The sequence below is a fragment of the Salegentibacter sp. genome, from assembly GCF_041642575.1.
Lineage (GTDB): Bacteria > Bacteroidota > Bacteroidia > Flavobacteriales > Flavobacteriaceae > Salegentibacter.
This window is the reverse complement of sequence record NZ_JBEPWD010000048.1, coordinates 1-16,729: the sequence shown is the minus strand read 5'-3', so window position 1 is coordinate 16,729 and position 16,729 is coordinate 1. Positions and strand designations below refer to the sequence as shown.

Genomic DNA, 16,729 nt, shown 5'->3' with positions numbered 1-16,729 from the left:
TCGTGATAAGCCTGGTGCGCTATTTTGAACAGGACTGGATGATTGCTATTGAAAGTTATTTCGGGGGGTAAATTCTATCGTCTTTCCGTCTCTGTAGTTCGGATGACCTGAAGCAAGACCTCAAAAGCAAACGCCATTTTGGGCTTGACCCGGAATCTCATCCTGCTGAGTTTTTTTTGGAATTTTCCATCTCACTCTTATGAGACCCTGAAACAAGTTCAGGGTGACGCCTGGGAAATGAACTTCATTCCGGGCCTGAACCGGAATCTCATCCTGCTGGGATTTATTTCTCACTCCTTTAATAAGTCCGGATAAAGATCGAGACAGGGTGACGCTAAAGAAAACCTAAAAACATTATCTTTTTTTTAAGCTGATTCCCTGAGTATTTTCCGATTTTTACCTTATCTATTGAAGAGCAATTATTTTATAATCATTATACATTAGACCATCCCACCGTGAAAGCTGAAAAACCCTATCCCAAAGAAGTTTACCTGAACGGCAGCTGGCTAAAGCCTGAAAAGGCTCAAATCTCTGTCTTTGACCGTGGCTTTATGCTGGGCGATGGGATCTATGAGGTAAGTCCGTTTTATAAGGGAAAAGACTTTAAGCTGAAGGAGCATTTGCAGCGCCTGCAGTACTGTTTGGATGAGATAAGCCTTGATTTTGACGCATTTTCTCTGGAAGAAGTTATTTATGAAGCCATAGAGCGGGCAAAACTCTCAACCGAAGATTGCGCGGTGTATATGCAGGTTACCCGCGGGGTGGCCCCCAGGACGCATTATTATCCTGAAGATGCCAGGCCCACCGTTTTGCTTTATGCTTATCCGGTAAAGCTGGAGGGTTTTGAGGAAAAAAGCTGGAAGGTAAGCGTTACCAAAGACTTGCGCTGGCACCGCTGTGATATTAAATCTATTTCTCTATTAGCTAATATTCGCGCCAATGAAGAAGCGATCTCAAATGGTTTTAATGAAAACCTGCTCATCCGGAACGGCTGGTTCACCGAAGGCTCCCACAGCAGTATCTTCTTTGTGAAACAAGGTACACTCTTTACCCATCCCGAAGGACATAACATCCTCTCCGGAATAACACGACAGGTGGTGCTGGACCTTGCCCGTGACCTCGATCTCAAAGTAAAAGAAGAAAGAGTACACCTGGATGAACTGGTAGAGGTAGAGGAGGTTTTTCTCACCGGAACCACCACCCAGATCATGAAAGTAGACTCGATTACCTATAAAGACAAGAAAGTTTTTACCGCTAAAAAAGATGAGATCACCAGGAAATTGCAGGAGGTTTTTGTAAAGGAGACGAGGGGGGAGTAGAGGCTTACAAACCTTAGCTGAACTCAGTCATTTTCCTTGGTTTCATTAAATCTGAAATTTTCTTTAGTTACATTTAAATGTGGCAATATTCGGATTGCTGGCCAGTTGTCCGGAAGGTTGACTAAATCGCTTTTTGAAATCTTTTGAACAGGAAATTTTTTATCTTTTATAGATTTCACATCAATAAAAACATTCTTTTTCCCCTCACTTATATTATTTAAAATCTGAGTGTTTTTTACTTTGGAAGTTGATGTTAGATAGAAATCTTTTTTGATTTTTGCAGTTATCGTTAATGACAAAATTGGAACTTCATACCCATTATTAGTTTTAGAAGTTAAAGGCTCATTAAATTCAGGAAAAATAAATGAGTTGGATTCCTCATCATGAGCTGATTCAAATTGATCATTTTTCCACTTATTCTTTATAAACTCGACTACTTCTAATCCATTTATTTGAAGAATGCTATCAATATTAATTTTACTTTCAAAAAGACTGCTGTACTTAATATTAATATTAAAATCTAAGAGATGTAGCTCCTCTAGAATTATTGGTAAATCTATTATTGATTCCCAATTTTCATTTTCTGTTTCATCAGCCGTGCATAAGGTTATACCTTTTCTTTTAGCTTTAGAAATAACTTGAGATGAGAACCCGTTTCTCGATATGAGTATTCCTTTATTAGCATTTATATCCCTTAGTTTAGAGTGAAATGCATCTAATACAGAAACTGATAATTTCCTATTATAATCTTTACATTCTATGGCGGTAAACAATGTTTGCCCAACTGTTTCGCTTTTAACTAAAACATCAATTTGTCTTTTTCCATCTGGACCTTCTATCAAAACATTATGTTCAACTTTTTCAAATTCTGGATTTTTAACCAGTTTTTTAAAAATTGATTCTGCTAATTTTTCAAAATTTTTACCTGTTTTTTTCTTCACTGCATCATACAAATTTGCACTTTTCTTTCATTTAAGTAAAGCCGATTTTTTATCATAATTATTCTCCTTCGAAAAAATCGCTGTCAATTTCCTTTACTTCATAAACAGTTTTTACTTGAACACCTACATTATATTGAAGCATCAAATCAACCAATTTTGCTCCGTCAATTAATATGATTGAATGGTGTGCTTCTTTTGCCTTCTTAACTGCAAAATTATCAAAAGTTGATGTTGTTATAAAAACTCCTTTGCTCGTATCTCCACTCATTGCTCCAATAAAGTTTCTTATATCTTTTTCACGTACTTTATTTTCATTGTAACGTTTTGCTTGTGTATAAATCTTTTCAAGACCTAGTTTGTCTTCGTTAATAATACCATCGATTCCACCATCACCTGATTTTGAAGTTTCGATAAAATCACCATATCCCATTTTCTTTAGAAGGATAAGTATGACTTTCTCGAAATAATACGGGTCTATATCCTTCAGTTTTTCTAAAAGTTCAGTTTTCACTTCTGTTTCAATAGATGAAAATCCAGAATCTATTAAATCTTGTGGTGAAGCATTTTCTACATTCACAGTGTCAAGATCAATTTCATTTTCTTTATCGCTTTTTACGGATTTTCGATGGTTAATGAAATCTTGATCGTTTTGAAGTTTGTGTAACGGCAATTGACCTTTATTAAGAATTTGTTTTCCTTTTTCGGTAATTTGAACCTCACCTCTTTTCGGGTATGAAACAAATTTTGCCATTTTTAGATATGACTTACCCCAAAGAATTCTATCAAGTAAGACATTAGCACCAGAACTAGTCTTCTGATTAAGTAACTCTTGGGGTAAATCAGAATAATAAAGGTCACGGACTCGTGATGCTAATTCTCTGCTTTTTAAGGATTCTACGGTATTTAGGATTTCTAAAATTGGGATGAAGGTTTCATGATATTTTGGTAGTTCCATTTTAATATTTCTAATTATAACCAACATCTTTTACCTATCCTTATCCTCTTTAACTTCTACGGCAATTATTATCCCAGGGTTATATCGAGGTATGTCAGCTGTTTGAATTCTGTTCCCAGCTAAGATAATTCTTAAAACCCCCATTTTACTTATAGAACCAGGATTCTTATTAACAGGTGTTTAACATTTTGGTTGATAAATGCTCTGGAAATTATAGCCATGGTGCTTTCGGCCATGAACAGGGAAGGCAAGCATAGGGTTTAAACCCTATTCAGGAATAAGATATTCATTATTTAAGCTTTCCGAATATTCTCCAGAGGTATTTCATGCAATTCTTTCAGGTCAATACCCGGCGGTAGTGCAGTAGTAGGTTGGATTGATACGCTTATATAAATAGGTTCTCCTTTTTCATGAAAATAGTGGTCATTAATATCTACGTTTAGAACAGTGCCTTCAATTTCGTAATCCCTGTCATCACTTTCGATAGTTGCAATTACTTTTTGATTTATTAATTGATTTAAGTCCTTCATTTTAGGTTATAAATTTGCTATGGATGTTTTTGAACTGATATAAATTTAAGGTTTTATCGTAATTTTTCATCCTTAAATAGTCAATAAATCCATCTTATTCTCAATGCTTCAAAACCCCAAACTCCCTCAACACCGGCAACACCTTGTCCATCGGTAAAGCTTCAATGCTGCCATTATAGCCGTGAGTTGTTTCGGCCATGAACAGGGAGTTTAAGATGGCTTCCTCAGTGGCTTCAATGGCAGCCATGAATAAAGGCGACATCAGATCGTTGGGGACTACTTCCAGGTTTTGGATCTCACCTTTAACTTTATAGGGCACCCGCACTTTTTCAGAAGTGGAAAAAGCGATCACATAATCCCCGCTGCCGTTAGAGACGATCCCGCCGGTTTTGGCGATGCCCAGGAAAGCGCGTTTAGCCAGGCGTTCCAGGTTCCGACTGTCCAGCGGAGCATCGGTAGCCACTACAATCATGCAGGAGCCATCGGCATTGTTCATCAGCTTATCGCTAAAACTGAACTGCTGCAGTTCTTTACCCACTGGTGCTCCGGCGATCTGTAACACTCCACCAAAATTGCTTTGTACCATCACGCCCAGGGTATATCCGCCCATACTGTCGGGAAGTTTCCGGGAAGCTGTTCCGATTCCTCCTTTAAAGCCAAAGGCTACCGTACCTGTGCCGGCACCTACATTTCCTTCTTCGGTGTTTTCTGTGTCCGCATTCTCTATGGCGGAAAGCACATCTTCAATTGTTAAATGTTGTCCGCGTATATCGTTGAGAAATCCGTCGTTGGTTTCTCCTACCACCGCGTTTACCGAGTAAACATTTTCGTTGCCCTTCTGATTCAATGTATATTTTATCACCGCATCCATGGCCGTGGCTACATTCAGGGTATTGGTGAGGATCACCGGAGTTTCCAGGTTTCCAAGTTCCTGCACCTGACTGCTGCCGGCTAGTTTTCCAAAGCCATTACCGATATAGATTGCTGCAGGTACTTTTTGCTGAAAGATATTTTCGCCGTGAGGCAGGATGGCCGTTACTCCCGTGTACACCGAATCGCCTTTTATCAAACTGCTGTGCCCAACCTTTACACCTTCCACATCGGTGATGGCGTTCATCGGCCCGGTGGGAAGCACCCCGATCTCAATATCCAGATCTCGGAGGCGTTGCTGGGAAAATATATTCTGACTAATAAAAAGGAATAAAAGAAGGGGGGCGAACAGCTTTTTCATAATTCGATATTTTAAGTTTTGAAGATACAAAATCCGCTCATTTAGGGGTAGTGCCTTCATTTTTAGGAATCAGGTGGAAGTTCTCATTTTAGATCGTATCTTTGCACCCGCTTTCAGCGAAGCAGGAAAAACAGAATTCTATGAGGACGAAGTCGATTAAAAAGAACAGGATCAATGTGGTAACCCTTGGTTGTAGTAAAAATGTTTACGACAGCGAGGTGTTGATGGGGCAGTTGCGGGCCAATAAAAAGGACGTCGTGCACGAGCAGGACGGCAATATCGTGGTGATAAATACCTGTGGTTTTATCGATAACGCCAAGGAGGAATCTGTAAATACCATCCTTGAATATGTAAAGCAGAAGGAAGAAGGGGAAGTGGATAAGGTTTTTGTGACCGGCTGCCTCAGTGAGCGCTACAAACCCGATCTTCAGAAAGAGATCCCTGATGTGGACGAATATTTTGGAACCACCGAACTTCCCGGATTACTGAAAGCCCTGGAAGCTGATTATAAACATGAGCTTTTAGGAGAACGCCTTACCACTACACCAAAGAATTACGCTTTTCTGAAAATTGCTGAAGGTTGCGACAGGCCTTGTTCTTTTTGTGCTATCCCGCTTATGCGAGGCGGTCACAAGTCAACGCCTATTGAAGACCTGGTGAAGGAAGCTAAAAATTTGGCGAAAAACGGCGTGAAGGAACTTATCCTTATCGCGCAGGACCTTACCTATTACGGACTTGATATTTATAAAAAAAGAAATTTAGCTGAATTACTGGAAAACCTGGTTAAGGTAGAAGGCATCGAATGGATCAGGTTGCATTACGCTTTTCCTACAGGCTTCCCTATGGATGTGCTTGATGTAATGAAACGAGAGCCTAAGGTTTGTAATTACCTGGATATTCCCTTGCAGCATATTTCTACTGAATTGCTGAAGTCCATGCGCCGCGGAACTACCCATGAGAAGACCACAAAGCTACTGAAGGATTTCAGAAAATTTGTACCCGAAATGGCCATTAGAACAACGCTTATCGTAGGCTATCCGGGAGAGACTGAAGCACATTTTCAGGAACTCAAGGAATGGGTGAAAGACATGCGATTTGAACGCCTTGGTTGTTTCACCTATTCACACGAGGAAAATACCCACGCCTATAATCTTGAAGACGATGTACCGCAGGAAGTGAAGCAGGATCGCGCCAACGAGATCATGGAAATTCAAAGCCAGATCTCCTGGGAACTGAATCAGCAGAAGATAGGGCAGACCTTCAAGGTTGTGATAGACCGTAAAGAAGGAAATTACTTTGTAGGCCGCACCGAATTCGACTCTCCCGATGTGGATAATGAAGTGTTGATTGACGCAACGTCCACTTATCTCAAGACCGGCGAATTTTACGAAATAAAGATCACAGAAGCCGCCGACTTTGATCTCTACGGAGAACCTTTAAATGCCGCTCCAAAACCGGTTAGAAAAGAATTGAAGGTGAAATCGGTATAGAAATAACGAATTTTAGTAATATTTTACTCCCGTATTTCAAACTTTGTACTTCTAATTTCGTACTTCTAACCTTTGTTTAGGCTACAGTAATCTGAGGTTCGAGGTAAACATCCTGTACCCTTCTTAAAATATCAACTCCTTCAGCTAAGGGTCTCTGGAAGGCTTTTCTACCCATGATCAAGCCTGATCCACCTGCTCGTTTATTTACAACCGCGGTGCGAACCGCTTCCTTCACATCAGATTCTCCCTTAGAACCTCCCCCTGAATTGATCAAGCCGATCTTGCCCATATAGCAATTGGCCACCTGCAGCCTGCAAAGGTCAATAGGGTGATCTGTAGTGAGCTCTTCGTACATCGCGTCATCATATTTTCCGAAGTCAATTTTCTTGAATCCCTGATTGGTTTCGGGCAGTTTTTGTTTGATAATATCGGCTTTGATGGTTACGCCCAGGTGGTTGGCCTGGCCGGTAAGATCGGCAGCGGAATGGAAATCTTCTTTTTTGGTTTTGAAATCATTGTTTCTGGTGTAACACCAAAGAATAGTAGCCATTCCCAGTTGATGTGCTTCCTCAAAGGCCACGGCGATCTCCTGGATCTGTCGGCTGCTTTCTTCAGATCCGAAATAAATTGTAGCTCCCACGGCGGTAGCTCCCAGGTTCCAGGCCTCTTTCACCGTTCCGTAGGGGATCTGATCGTATTTATTGGGATAGGTGAGTAGTTCATTATGATTTAGTTTCACCACGAAAGGAATTTTATGTGCATATTTTCGGGCGTGAATTCCTAGTGCTCCAAAGGTGGTAGCAACCCCGTTGCTTCCTGCTTCAAGGGCCAGTTTGATAATGTTTTCGGGATCGAAATAATCCTGGTTTTTGTAAAAAGAAAAAGCCGCCGAATGTTCAATTCCCTGGTCTATGGGCAAAATATTCAGGTATCCCGTCCCGGCAAGGTTGCCGTGGTTATACAACTGAGAAAGGCTTTTGAGCACCTGAGGATTGCGGTCGCTTTCTATAAAATTATCGATGCTTCTGGGCCCCGGCACAGTTAATCTTTCTTTGGATATTTTTTTACTTACGTGATCCAGGTAGTAGGAAGCATCATCACCAAGTATTTCTGTAATCTCATCTAAGGTTCTCATATTCTTTTATTTTTTGGTTGTACAATTATTAAATTCCGAAGGGATAGGTTTCTGGTGTTAGCTCAGGATGTGGATGAATTTTTAGAGGGTGCAGGCCTCTGGTTTTATCGATATATAAAAACGCATCATACCGGTCTGAAATTCGGGAAGGCACATAATTTCCCCTTTCGTGAGCCGGATGGTAAACCACCCCAATTGCCCGGTGTCCCATTTCTTCAGAAAAACTTTCTTTTAAATGCTCATCTTCATCGAAAATGATAAGCTTATTCTGTGGACTCTCCCGGTGCAAAAGTTGTTCTACACTTCCGCGGATAGCCTCAGGAACCTTCATCTCTTCCATAGGGGCGCCCCATCTTTTTCCCGCTATCACCGATCCCGAATAAGATCCGAATCCAACCAGGCACACGCCGTCTTCATGGTGTTGTTCCCGAACAAGTTGCCCCAGGTTGATCAGGCCATCGGCGGCCATATCGGTGGCCCGGGCATCCCCGATGTGGGTGTTGTGTTCCCAGACTATTACTTTGGCGTCCTTTCCGTGATGTTTCATAAGTCGGTCCAGGGTTTCAGCCATATGCCTGTCCCGAACATTCCAGGAATCATCCCCAAAGCCTGCCATGGCCTTGTAATATTTTTCAGCATTTGCCATCACCAGCGCATTCAATTCCGCATTTAAGCCAGCTTCTTCCTGCCGGTCGTAACTATGGGCTTTTTTCCTGACTTCCTGAAGCAGATCTACCACCTCACTTTTACAGTCTGAATTAGAGGAAGAAAACACCGAGGCGTATGAGTCCCTGGTTTTAAAAGGTTCGAAACATTGCACCGCGTCTTGAGCTAGTTTGGCTGTTTCAGGGTCCTCTTTTTCCAGGTAGTCTACAATAGATTCCATAGATTCCCACAAACTATATACATCCAGCCCATAAAAGCCTGTTTTTTCTTCCGTGGGGAGTTTATCGTTATGGTCCCTTAACCAGGTGGCAAAAGCAGCGATCTCCCAATTTGCCCACATCCAGGTAGGCCAGCGCCTGAAATTTTTCAGCACCTCAAAAATCTCATCGGGTGCATTTTCATAATTTTTAATCCAGGAATTGATATTGTAGCAATCAGGCCAGTCACCTTCTACTGCGATAAAAGAAAAACCTTTCTCTTTGATCAACCTTTTAGAAAGTCGTGCCCGCCAGGTATAGTATTCGTGGGTGCCGTGGCTTGCTTCGCCGAGCAGCACGTATTTTGATTCCCCTATCTTCTCCAATAATGGATCAAGATCTGCTGAATTTTCGAGTCGGTGATAATATTTTTCAATTCCCTTATTAAGATATTTATCTGATAACATATTAGAATGGCGTTGGTTAATTGCTTGAAGTTAAGTAAATAAGCAGAAACCTTGCTTCCCGAAGCTTATAAAAAAATTATAAAATACGTTAAGAGGGGGGGAGAGGATAAATTTGGTTCAGGATTCAGAATTATCTTTTTTCTTTCTTTTGGTATAATCGATATAAATATAGATTGCATAGGCGATGAGGCCAACCCCTCCAATCCAGTAGAGACCATCTTTCAGCTTTGAAATGTCATCAGAAAAAATTCCGATGGCTATAGACAGCGGGACCATTCCGGTTAAGGTGGCAGAAATAAATTTTTTAAATTTCATCTGAAGCATTCCTGCTATAAAGCTAATAGCGTCATTGGAGAGAAATGGGGAAATACGGAATAAAACCACCGAGCCATATGCGTAATTGGAGATCCAGAAATCCATTTTCTTCATCGTTTTTTCTCCAATTATTTTAGTGAGAAGAGCAGTATTTATACTTTTTCCAATATAATATCCAATAGCTGAAGCCAGCACCACACCTGTTAGTGCGATGAGAATTCCCCACCAGAACCCGTATGCTCTAACCGCTATGATTACCGGAAGCCAGGAAGGGAAGACAATAAGAAACATCTGCAAAATGATAAAAACTATAATCGCTAGTGGCCCCCATACCCCAAAATCTTTAAAATATTCCTGAGTGGCTTCCTCATTGCCGTTAATCAGCATATTAACTGTGGTATCTATAAATTCTCTGAAAGATGGCAGGACAAAATACGCCAGCACCAATAAGCCGAGAATGATTCCGGAAACAAGAAAAGAGATATTCCTGGGCTTTATAATTTTACTCATTGGGTTAAAACAATACTTAAAAATACAAAACTTCGGAAACCTGAAAAGAGCTATAATTTAAGGCTTATCTATAAGTGTAAAGAATCCCTTCCGTAAAGGGTGTCCAGAGGCAGGCTTTTAACCCAGCTGTCTTCAAACCATTGTTAGTCCAGGTGTTACAGGTTTTAAAAAGACTAAGAGAACCTTTGGCTTTATAGAATGCATCCCGAGTGGTATAATGCAGGTCTGGGATGGACTGAACATTTCCTTCAGCATCCAAATCAAAACTGTTCTCTATAAAATTGGTGAGCTTGAGGTACTGGTCCCGGCTAATTTCAATAATGATTGTTTCTTTTGCGGAAGGCGGTACTGCTGAAAACTCCAGGTGAAGTGCCGCCGGACTTTTTAGGAATAAGGCCTGAAATCCCGTTTTTAGAGTAAGATCTTCCCATTGAGGGGTATTTTTATAAAACCCCAGGTCACCCCATCCAAAGGTAATATACCTTGCTCCGGGGACTCCTGAAAGACTATGCTGAAGCGAAATATTCTCTTCCCAATCCTTTAAATCATTTTTTAGAGGAACCACAATATCGGTGTGTACATCTGAGGTTTGAAGGTAGATTTTAACTCCATCTTTTGTTTCCTGAAAATCTGAATTAACCGGGATGAGCATTCCAGCAATTGCAGCTAAGACGTAGATCAAAACCGGGAGAAATATCAGTAAAAGAAGTATTTTCAGGACAGCTTTCATATTTAAAAAGATAGTTTAAATTTACTTATCTGTAAAGTTTGTTTTTCTGAATGCAAAAGATATCTAAAACTGTTTCCTTTTTCCGACGTAATTATTTCTATCTCATGGGAGCGTTCTGGTTGCTTGCCGGGCTTTTTATGCTAATCTATGATGATAAGGACTGGCTAGGACTGGGATATGCAGGTTTCGGGATTGCTTATTCCGTTTATGGAGTTATCAAAAGGAAAAATACTGAAGAATATATTGCCTGGAACAGCGATAGAATTGAAATTGGCCAGATGTATAACGAGCCTCAAATTTATAAACGTGAGCAAATAGACTCAATCCATTTTTCAGAAAACAATCTTACCATTAAATCGGGTGTTGCGGGAGGTACAATGCTTGAAATCAAGGATTACAGAGCTCAGGATCTGGAGCGCCTTAAAGAAGAATTAAATAGTTATTTTAATCAGGAAAGCGCCTAATATAAAGTTGAAAGGTTCTTCTGAAGAAGATCTCATCCAAATAAAAGAGCTTTTTCAATCTGTCTACAGATAAGTTATCTATTCTTTTTTTGCTTACGCCTATCTACATATATATAGAGTCCATACAGTACAAGTCCGGCACCACCTATCCAGTAGAGTCCGTTTTTTAGGGTTTCCGGATCTTCAGCAAAATAACCAATGGCGATCGCCAATGGAATGATACCGGTGAGAGTTGCAAGAATAAACCTACGGTAACCCATAGTTAACATGCCGGCGATGATACTTATGGCATCGTTGGAGAGAAAAGGTGACACCCTGAATAGTGCCACCGCCCAGAAGCCATATTCTTTTACCATATTATTTACTTTCTTATTCTTCTTTTCACCAAGGACCTTAGCCAGATTTCCTTCCCCTAGAAGTCTTCCAATTGCGTAACCTAAACTGGAAGCCAGAAAAACTCCGGCCACCGAAATGAACACCCCGCCAATAAAACCATAAGCCAAGACCGCAACTACCATGGGTAACCAACTGGGGAAAACAACCAAAAAAATCTGTAGGATCATTAAAACTACTATTGCTACAGGTCCCCAGAATCCGAAGCCTTTAAAATAGTCCCGAATCCTTTCTTCATCCTTGCTTAAAAGAATATCCCAGGTTTTATCGATGAAATCTCCAAATGGAGGATAGGTGAAATAAGCGATGATCAGCCCAAGAATAATTGTCGCTGTAAGAATATAGGATATCTTTTTCGCCAAACCAGTTGTTTATTGTGGAATTTTTGAAATTAACTTGAATTGCGGTCTTCCGTCTTTTGAAAGTCTGTACTGATAGATCGCCTGGCCGTTGATATGTCCGTCTTCAAACTCGGCCCAGATAAAGCGCTCGTTTAAGATTTCGGTTCCTATAAATTGCATGGTTCCTCCTAATACGCCCTCTTCAGGAATTAACTCCGGATCGCTTTTTAGAGCCTCCGAGATAAAGACTTCCGGATTTTCTATCGTATCAAAAGCCTCAGATAACACCACCGGGTTTCGGTTTTCCAGCAACATTAATTCTTCTTGTAAAGAATCATTTTCAACTTTCAAAGCCTCCACCTGGGCATTGAGATCGTCGATCTTCAACCTGGTTTTTTCATTTTCAGCTTTATTGTTACAACTCAGCAAGAGGGTGCCGGCAAATATTACAAGTAGTTTTTTCATCAGTATAAAATTAAACTGATTTTTACAGTCTTCCGTTAAAATTCTTATAATTCCCGGGCTACCAGGTAGACCGTGTACGCCAGGTAAAAGATTAGCAGAATTGCAGCCTCCCAGCGATCCAGGATCTTACGTTTCCCGGTTAACATGGCCAGGATAAGGAATAGCGTTCCACCTGCAAGGATGTATAGATCCAAATTAAAGGAATCGGTGTAACTCACCGGGCTTATCACTGAAGCACTTCCCAGGATAAGCAGTATGTTGAAAATATTGGAACCCACGATATTCCCTACCGCGATATCGGCGTTTTTCTTTGTCGCCGCGACGATGGAGGTGGCTAGTTCGGGTAAAGAGGTGCCCGCTGCGATTACTGTTAATCCGATAATTTTTTCACTGATGCCTAAACTTTCGGCGATTTCAATGGCGTTGTTCACTACCAGCTGACCACCAATAACCAGACCCGCCAGTCCACCAATGATAAAAAGACTCATTTTGAGATTGGACAATTTCTTCTCAGGACTCGTTTCTATGCTTTCTTCAGAAGTTAATTGTTTGTAGACATAAAATAAAAAGCCCAGGAAGCCAATAAGCAGCAAAATACCTTCCCATCTCTCCAGGATATTTTCGGCCCCGGAAGTGATTACTGCGTCATTCACCATCATGAATAAAATGACGACAGCGATAAGGGAAATAGGAATCTCTTTCCAGGCTGTACTCGATTGTACAGCCAGCGGAGTGATGAGTCCGGTAATTCCCAGGATGATAAACAAGTTGAAATTATTACTGCCAATTACATTCCCAAAAACGATATCCTGGTGACCCTGAATGGAAGCAATACTGTTCACCACCAGCTCGGGTGCTGAAGTTCCAAAAGCTACGATAGTAAGCCCTATGGCCAGATCGGAAATATTAAATTTTTTGGCTAAAGCCGAAGCGCCTTCTACCAGGTAGTTCGCGCCAAAAATAAGGACTACAAGCCCTACAGCAAGTAGGACAGAAGAAAGTATCATTCTTGTTCCTTTTTATTAATTAAAACAGGTGTTCCCAGGTCAAGCTCTTCCAGCTTTTCTAACTGACTTTCAGCATCGCCCACGATAAGGAAATACATTTGATCGGGATTGATATATTTTTCAGCCAATTCCTGGATTTCCATAACAGAAATATTATTTACCAGCTCTTCTCTTTGTTTGATATAATTCTGATCCAGCTTATAATTGCTGATGTCGCTCAGCATTCCCAGTTTGGAGTTGAGGGTTTCAAATTTTCTGGCTGCACTTTTTATCATAAAACCTTTGGTGACTTGCAGGTCTTCCTGATCATAATTATCAGAATAATCTTCCAGAATTTCTTTGATGAGTTTGACCGCATCATAAGTGATATTGGTTCTCACTCCACTGCTGATCATAAAAGGCCCGGTATTTTTTTCTCCATAAAATCCGGAACGGATATTATAAGTATAACCTTTTCCTTCACGAAGTTGCTGGGTGAGTTGTGAAGCAAAACCACCACCGCCAAGTCTGTAGTTCATCACTTCAGCCGGATAAAAATCTTCATCTGTTGCCGAAAGGGCAGGGGTACCAAATCTAAGAATTGATTGTTTGGCCCCGGGAACATCGTAAAAATATATCTGGGATTTTTCCGGTTTTTGGGGCTGAGTAAGCTCGGGTTTTCTAACCTGTTGTGGTGGCCAGTTGGCTGAAATACTTTTTAGCTCATCCAGAGCATTTTCTTTCTCTATGTCTCCCACGATATGAAAAGTGGCATTTAGTGGAGATAAATTCTCCCTGTAGTAAGTTTTAAGATCCTGAAGGCTTATATTTTCAAGACTTTCTGCGTTTCCAATAACCTGGTTAGCCAGGATATGATTCTCGCCATAGATCAGTTTCTGGAATTCCCGGCTGGCAATACTGTTAGGATTAGCCTCTTGTTGTTTCACCTGACTCAAGGCCTGTTGCTTTACCAGTTTAAATTCGGATTCATCCCAGCGTGGCTCCAGCAGAATCTCTTCTACCAATTTCATGGTTTCTGAATAGTTTCTGGCCAGGGTACTGCCGCTGAAAGTGATCTTTTCTTCTCCCGCGGTTACGCGGATATCGGCTCCCAATAATTCTATGGCTTCCTCCAGTTCTTCGGGAGTTTTATCTTTGGTGCCTTTGGTCATTAGGTTAGCCAGAAGATTCGAAACTCCTGTTTTCCCGGGTTCTTCCAGCAATAAACCGCCTTCAATCTCCAGGCTGAATTTCACAAGAGGCACTTCAGAATTGGTAATTCCCAGGATCTCAAGTCCCGAGGGCATCCTGCTTTCCCATATTTCCGGGACTTTTAATTCGGGAGCAGCGCTGTAGGGAGGTTCCATACTTCGGTTAAAGCTCGATGGAGTTTTCTCGTATTCCACCTCTGCATTTGGGTTGACCTCGTCTTCGGCGTCTTCCCGAATTTCTTCTTCGGTGATATCGGCCTCCACGGATCCTTCTAAAGCAAGTTCTTTCTGACCCTTCGGAACAAAAGAAGTCGCTACATAATTTTTGTTGTAGAGATATTTTTCAAAAACCTTCTTTACATCTTCAGCAGTTACGGCCAAAATGTTTTCCACATCCTTATTGATGTAATTAGGATCGTTGGCGAAGATCTGGTATTGCGCCAGCTGAAAACCTTTTCCCATGACGCTGGAAAGGCTATTGTAGAAACTGGTTTCCTGTCCGACTTTGATGCGTTTTAAATCTTTTTCTGGAATTCCGTTTTCAGCGAATTCAGCAAAAGCTTCCTCGATGGCCTGATGGACAGAATCCAGATGAATACCGTCATAAGCTCGCACCTGAAGCATAGTCTGCCCGGCGAGTTCTGAAGTGTAATTGAACATTTGCACCTGGTCGGTATACTGTTTTTCCTCTACGAGCTTTTTGTAAAGCGGCGCGTTTTTTCCGCGCGACAGGTAATTAGCCAGCACCTCCAGCGCATATGAATCTTCGTGGTAAGAATAAACACTGGGCCAGGCCAGGGTGAGTTCCGGCAGACGGGCAAAATTATCTTCGTAATAGCGTTTCTTGGTTTCTGAAAGTTCTACCGGTTGTTTCTCCTGGCGTTCGATTTCTTCTCCAGCAGAAATCTCATCAAAATACTTGTGCACCCATTCCTTAGCTTGTTCAGTATCAAAATCTCCGGCTATAGTTAAGGTAACATTATTGGGGACATACCATTTATTGTAAAATTCCTTCACATCCTCCAGGGTAGCGCTTTGCAGATCTTCCAGGGAACCAATTACCTGCCAGTGATAAGGATGGTCTTCAGGATATAGATTTTTATCAATTACATAGAAGGTGTGCCCGTAGGGACTATTGTCTACCCGTTGGCGTTTTTCATTTTTTACTACTTGTTTTTCCTTGGAAAGCACGGGCTCGGTTACCGTGTTGATGAAGAATCCGAGTTTATCGGCCTCGGCCCAGATCATTTTTTCCAATGCATCTTTTGGTACCGTCTGAAAGTAATTCGTACGGTCACGGCTGGTAGAACCATTTGCTCCTGAACCGCCAATTCGGGCACTCATCTTATCGAGTCCGCCTTTTCCAAGGTTTTCAGATTCGAGGAATAAAAGATGCTCAAAGAGATGTGCAAATCCTGTACGGCCTTCTTTCTCTCTGGCCGAACCCACGTGAGCTGTTAAGGCTACCGCCACCACAGGGTCTGATCTGTCTACGTGGAAAATAACATTCAATCCGTTTTCCAGGGTGAAAGTTTCAAAATCTACATTGAAATCCGGGCTGCCTTCTTGTGAATAGGAATTGCCTGAAATAATAAGAAAGGAAGTAAAAAAAAGTAATCTGAAGAGTTTCATAGGTTATGCTGTTTGAGCTTACCAAAATTAATGTTTATTTCTATATTCAAAATGAAAATTTTGAGAGGTCCTAAAATAACATTTGTGAATACAAAAACCCGGGAAAGCCCCGGGTCTTGTAATTATTCTGTCCGTCAAAAATCTTATAATTTGAATTTATTATTGTTCACAAAGAAGATGGAATTCACAAAAAAGAGTTTCCCGTTTTGCCAAAAACCTCTGAAAAGCGGATTGTCAACCAGATAAATAATGCTGCCTTTTCCCAATTGCTCTTCTCCGAAAACAAGCGAGTTTTCAAGATTCTTTTCAGCATCGCTACCCGCAAATCCTGCGACTATCTCAGGTTTCTCCAGGTAGCCTACATTAAATCCTTCATTTAAAAGTGAAAAACTGCGGTTACTCAATTTCAGACTAAAATAGGTGTCGCCGTATCCAAATGCCATGGGATGCGTCTTATCTATTTGGGTTTTGACGATACTCCCGGTGATGAGATTCTTAGCGCGTTCGCGTTCCCGCTGAGCGTAAGGGATTAGATTTGCTGATACCGTGTCTTTTTCGGTCTTATTTTCCTTGAGATTCAGAGAATTCTTACCGGCAAATTCACTTACTGCCCGGCCAATGGCTATCACTTTTCCTCCGCCCCTGATCCAGGATTTTAAATTGTTGAATCCGCTTTCATCCAGAAGTTCACTGTAATTACCTTCAGGCATTATCAGCACATCGAATTGAGATAAGTCTACCCCTGAAAAAT

15 protein-coding genes and 1 pseudogene are annotated in these 16,729 nt (G+C 41.2%); 3 read left to right on the top strand and 13 right to left on the bottom strand.

Features of this window, described 5'->3' with window-relative positions:
- Positions 1-455 precede the first annotated feature (455 nt).
- Positions 456-1,319: an aminotransferase class IV gene (locus ACESK1_RS08700; protein WP_372919797.1), complete on the top strand. Its 864-nt coding sequence runs from the start codon at positions 456-458 to the stop codon at positions 1,317-1,319.
- Between the two features lie 23 nt (positions 1,320-1,342).
- Here the strand turns inward: ACESK1_RS08700 and ACESK1_RS08695 are convergent, their stop codons facing one another.
- The 4 genes from ACESK1_RS08695 to ACESK1_RS08680 form a co-directional block, all read right to left on the bottom strand.
- The gene (locus tag ACESK1_RS08695) at positions 1,343-2,260 is read right to left on the bottom strand and encodes a restriction endonuclease (protein ID WP_372919796.1); all 918 of its coding nucleotides are present in this window, start codon (positions 2,258-2,260) and stop codon (positions 1,343-1,345) included.
- A 58-nt stretch (positions 2,261-2,318) separates the two neighbouring features.
- A complete protein-coding gene (locus ACESK1_RS08690) occupies positions 2,319-3,215 on the bottom strand; it encodes a restriction endonuclease (RefSeq protein ID WP_372919795.1) in 897 nt (298 codons plus the stop codon).
- Positions 3,216-3,508: 293 nt separating this feature from the next.
- Positions 3,509-3,745, bottom strand: coding sequence for a hypothetical protein (locus tag ACESK1_RS08685; RefSeq protein ID WP_372919794.1), 237 nt, complete (start codon positions 3,743-3,745; stop codon positions 3,509-3,511).
- Positions 3,746-3,845: 100 nt separating this feature from the next.
- Positions 3,846-4,976 carry a P1 family peptidase gene (locus tag ACESK1_RS08680; RefSeq protein ID WP_372919793.1) on the bottom strand — a complete coding sequence of 377 codons (1,131 nt, stop codon included), beginning with the start codon at positions 4,974-4,976 and terminating at the stop codon, positions 3,846-3,848.
- A gap of 140 nt (positions 4,977-5,116) precedes the next feature.
- Between ACESK1_RS08680 and rimO the strand changes: the two genes are divergently transcribed.
- Positions 5,117-6,466: a 30S ribosomal protein S12 methylthiotransferase RimO gene (rimO, locus tag ACESK1_RS08675; RefSeq protein ID WP_372919792.1), complete on the top strand. Its 1,350-nt coding sequence runs from the start codon at positions 5,117-5,119 to the stop codon at positions 6,464-6,466.
- Positions 6,467-6,542: 76 nt separating this feature from the next.
- On the opposite strand, the gene ACESK1_RS08670 is transcribed toward rimO, so the two are convergent.
- The 4 genes from ACESK1_RS08670 to ACESK1_RS08655 all read right to left on the bottom strand — a co-directional run bounded on the left by ACESK1_RS08670 (position 6,543) and on the right by ACESK1_RS08655 (position 10,486).
- The gene (locus tag ACESK1_RS08670; protein WP_372919791.1) at positions 6,543-7,601 is read right to left on the bottom strand and encodes a class I fructose-bisphosphate aldolase; all 1,059 of its coding nucleotides are present in this window, start codon (positions 7,599-7,601) and stop codon (positions 6,543-6,545) included.
- A 28-nt stretch (positions 7,602-7,629) separates the two neighbouring features.
- On the bottom strand, positions 7,630-8,931 hold the full coding sequence (locus ACESK1_RS08665) for an erythromycin esterase family protein (protein ID WP_372919790.1): 1,302 nt from the start codon (positions 8,929-8,931) through the stop codon (positions 7,630-7,632).
- 117 nt (positions 8,932-9,048) lie between these two features.
- On the bottom strand, positions 9,049-9,756 hold the full coding sequence (locus ACESK1_RS08660) for a TVP38/TMEM64 family protein (RefSeq protein ID WP_372919789.1): 708 nt from the start codon (positions 9,754-9,756) through the stop codon (positions 9,049-9,051).
- Between the two features lie 64 nt (positions 9,757-9,820).
- Positions 9,821-10,486: a TIGR02117 family protein gene (locus tag ACESK1_RS08655; protein WP_372919788.1), complete on the bottom strand. Its 666-nt coding sequence runs from the start codon at positions 10,484-10,486 to the stop codon at positions 9,821-9,823.
- Positions 10,487-10,536: 50 nt separating this feature from the next.
- Between ACESK1_RS08655 and ACESK1_RS08650 the strand changes: the two genes are divergently transcribed.
- Positions 10,537-10,950 carry a hypothetical protein gene (locus ACESK1_RS08650; RefSeq protein WP_372919787.1) on the top strand — a complete coding sequence of 138 codons (414 nt, stop codon included), beginning with the start codon at positions 10,537-10,539 and terminating at the stop codon, positions 10,948-10,950.
- 74 nt (positions 10,951-11,024) lie between these two features.
- Here ACESK1_RS08650 and ACESK1_RS08645 read toward each other — a convergent pair whose 3' ends face one another.
- From ACESK1_RS08645 to ACESK1_RS08625, 5 genes and pseudogenes are all read right to left on the bottom strand, one after another.
- Entirely contained in the window at positions 11,025-11,705 is a 681-nt protein-coding gene (locus ACESK1_RS08645; RefSeq protein ID WP_372919786.1) for a TVP38/TMEM64 family protein, read from the bottom strand.
- Positions 11,706-11,714: 9 nt separating this feature from the next.
- Positions 11,715-12,149: a hypothetical protein gene (locus ACESK1_RS08640; protein ID WP_372919785.1), complete on the bottom strand. Its 435-nt coding sequence runs from the start codon at positions 12,147-12,149 to the stop codon at positions 11,715-11,717.
- Positions 12,150-12,193: 44 nt separating this feature from the next.
- Complete coding sequence (locus ACESK1_RS08635) at positions 12,194-13,156, bottom strand: calcium/sodium antiporter (protein WP_372919784.1); 963 nt, start codon at positions 13,154-13,156, stop codon at positions 12,194-12,196.
- On the bottom strand, positions 13,153-15,978 hold the full coding sequence (locus ACESK1_RS08630) for a M16 family metallopeptidase (RefSeq protein WP_372919783.1): 2,826 nt from the start codon (positions 15,976-15,978) through the stop codon (positions 13,153-13,155). Before ACESK1_RS08630 ends, ACESK1_RS08635 begins: the two co-directional genes overlap by 4 nt.
- A 143-nt stretch (positions 15,979-16,121) precedes the next feature.
- Positions 16,122-16,729: pseudogene (locus ACESK1_RS08625) on the bottom strand (zinc carboxypeptidase); the annotation flags it as partial.

Coding starts and splice junctions, on each gene's coding strand:
- ACESK1_RS08660 (WP_372919789.1), bottom strand. CDS start 9,756: ATGAGTAAAATTATAAAGCCCAGGAATATCTCTTTTCTTGTTTCCGGA.
- ACESK1_RS08665 (WP_372919790.1), bottom strand. CDS start 8,931: ATGTTATCAGATAAATATCTTAATAAGGGAATTGAAAAATATTATCAC.
- ACESK1_RS08650 (WP_372919787.1), top strand. CDS start 10,537: ATGCAAAAGATATCTAAAACTGTTTCCTTTTTCCGACGTAATTATTTC.
- ACESK1_RS08640 (WP_372919785.1), bottom strand. CDS start 12,149: ATGAAAAAACTACTTGTAATATTTGCCGGCACCCTCTTGCTGAGTTGT.
- ACESK1_RS08670 (WP_372919791.1), bottom strand. CDS start 7,601: ATGAGAACCTTAGATGAGATTACAGAAATACTTGGTGATGATGCTTCC.
- ACESK1_RS08690 (WP_372919795.1), bottom strand. CDS start 3,215: ATGGAACTACCAAAATATCATGAAACCTTCATCCCAATTTTAGAAATC.
- ACESK1_RS08680 (WP_372919793.1), bottom strand. CDS start 4,976: ATGAAAAAGCTGTTCGCCCCCCTTCTTTTATTCCTTTTTATTAGTCAG.
- rimO (WP_372919792.1), top strand. CDS start 5,117: ATGAGGACGAAGTCGATTAAAAAGAACAGGATCAATGTGGTAACCCTT.
- ACESK1_RS08655 (WP_372919788.1), bottom strand. CDS start 10,486: ATGAAAGCTGTCCTGAAAATACTTCTTTTACTGATATTTCTCCCGGTT.
- ACESK1_RS08635 (WP_372919784.1), bottom strand. CDS start 13,156: ATGATACTTTCTTCTGTCCTACTTGCTGTAGGGCTTGTAGTCCTTATT.
- ACESK1_RS08630 (WP_372919783.1), bottom strand. CDS start 15,978: ATGAAACTCTTCAGATTACTTTTTTTTACTTCCTTTCTTATTATTTCA.
- ACESK1_RS08685 (WP_372919794.1), bottom strand. CDS start 3,745: ATGAAGGACTTAAATCAATTAATAAATCAAAAAGTAATTGCAACTATC.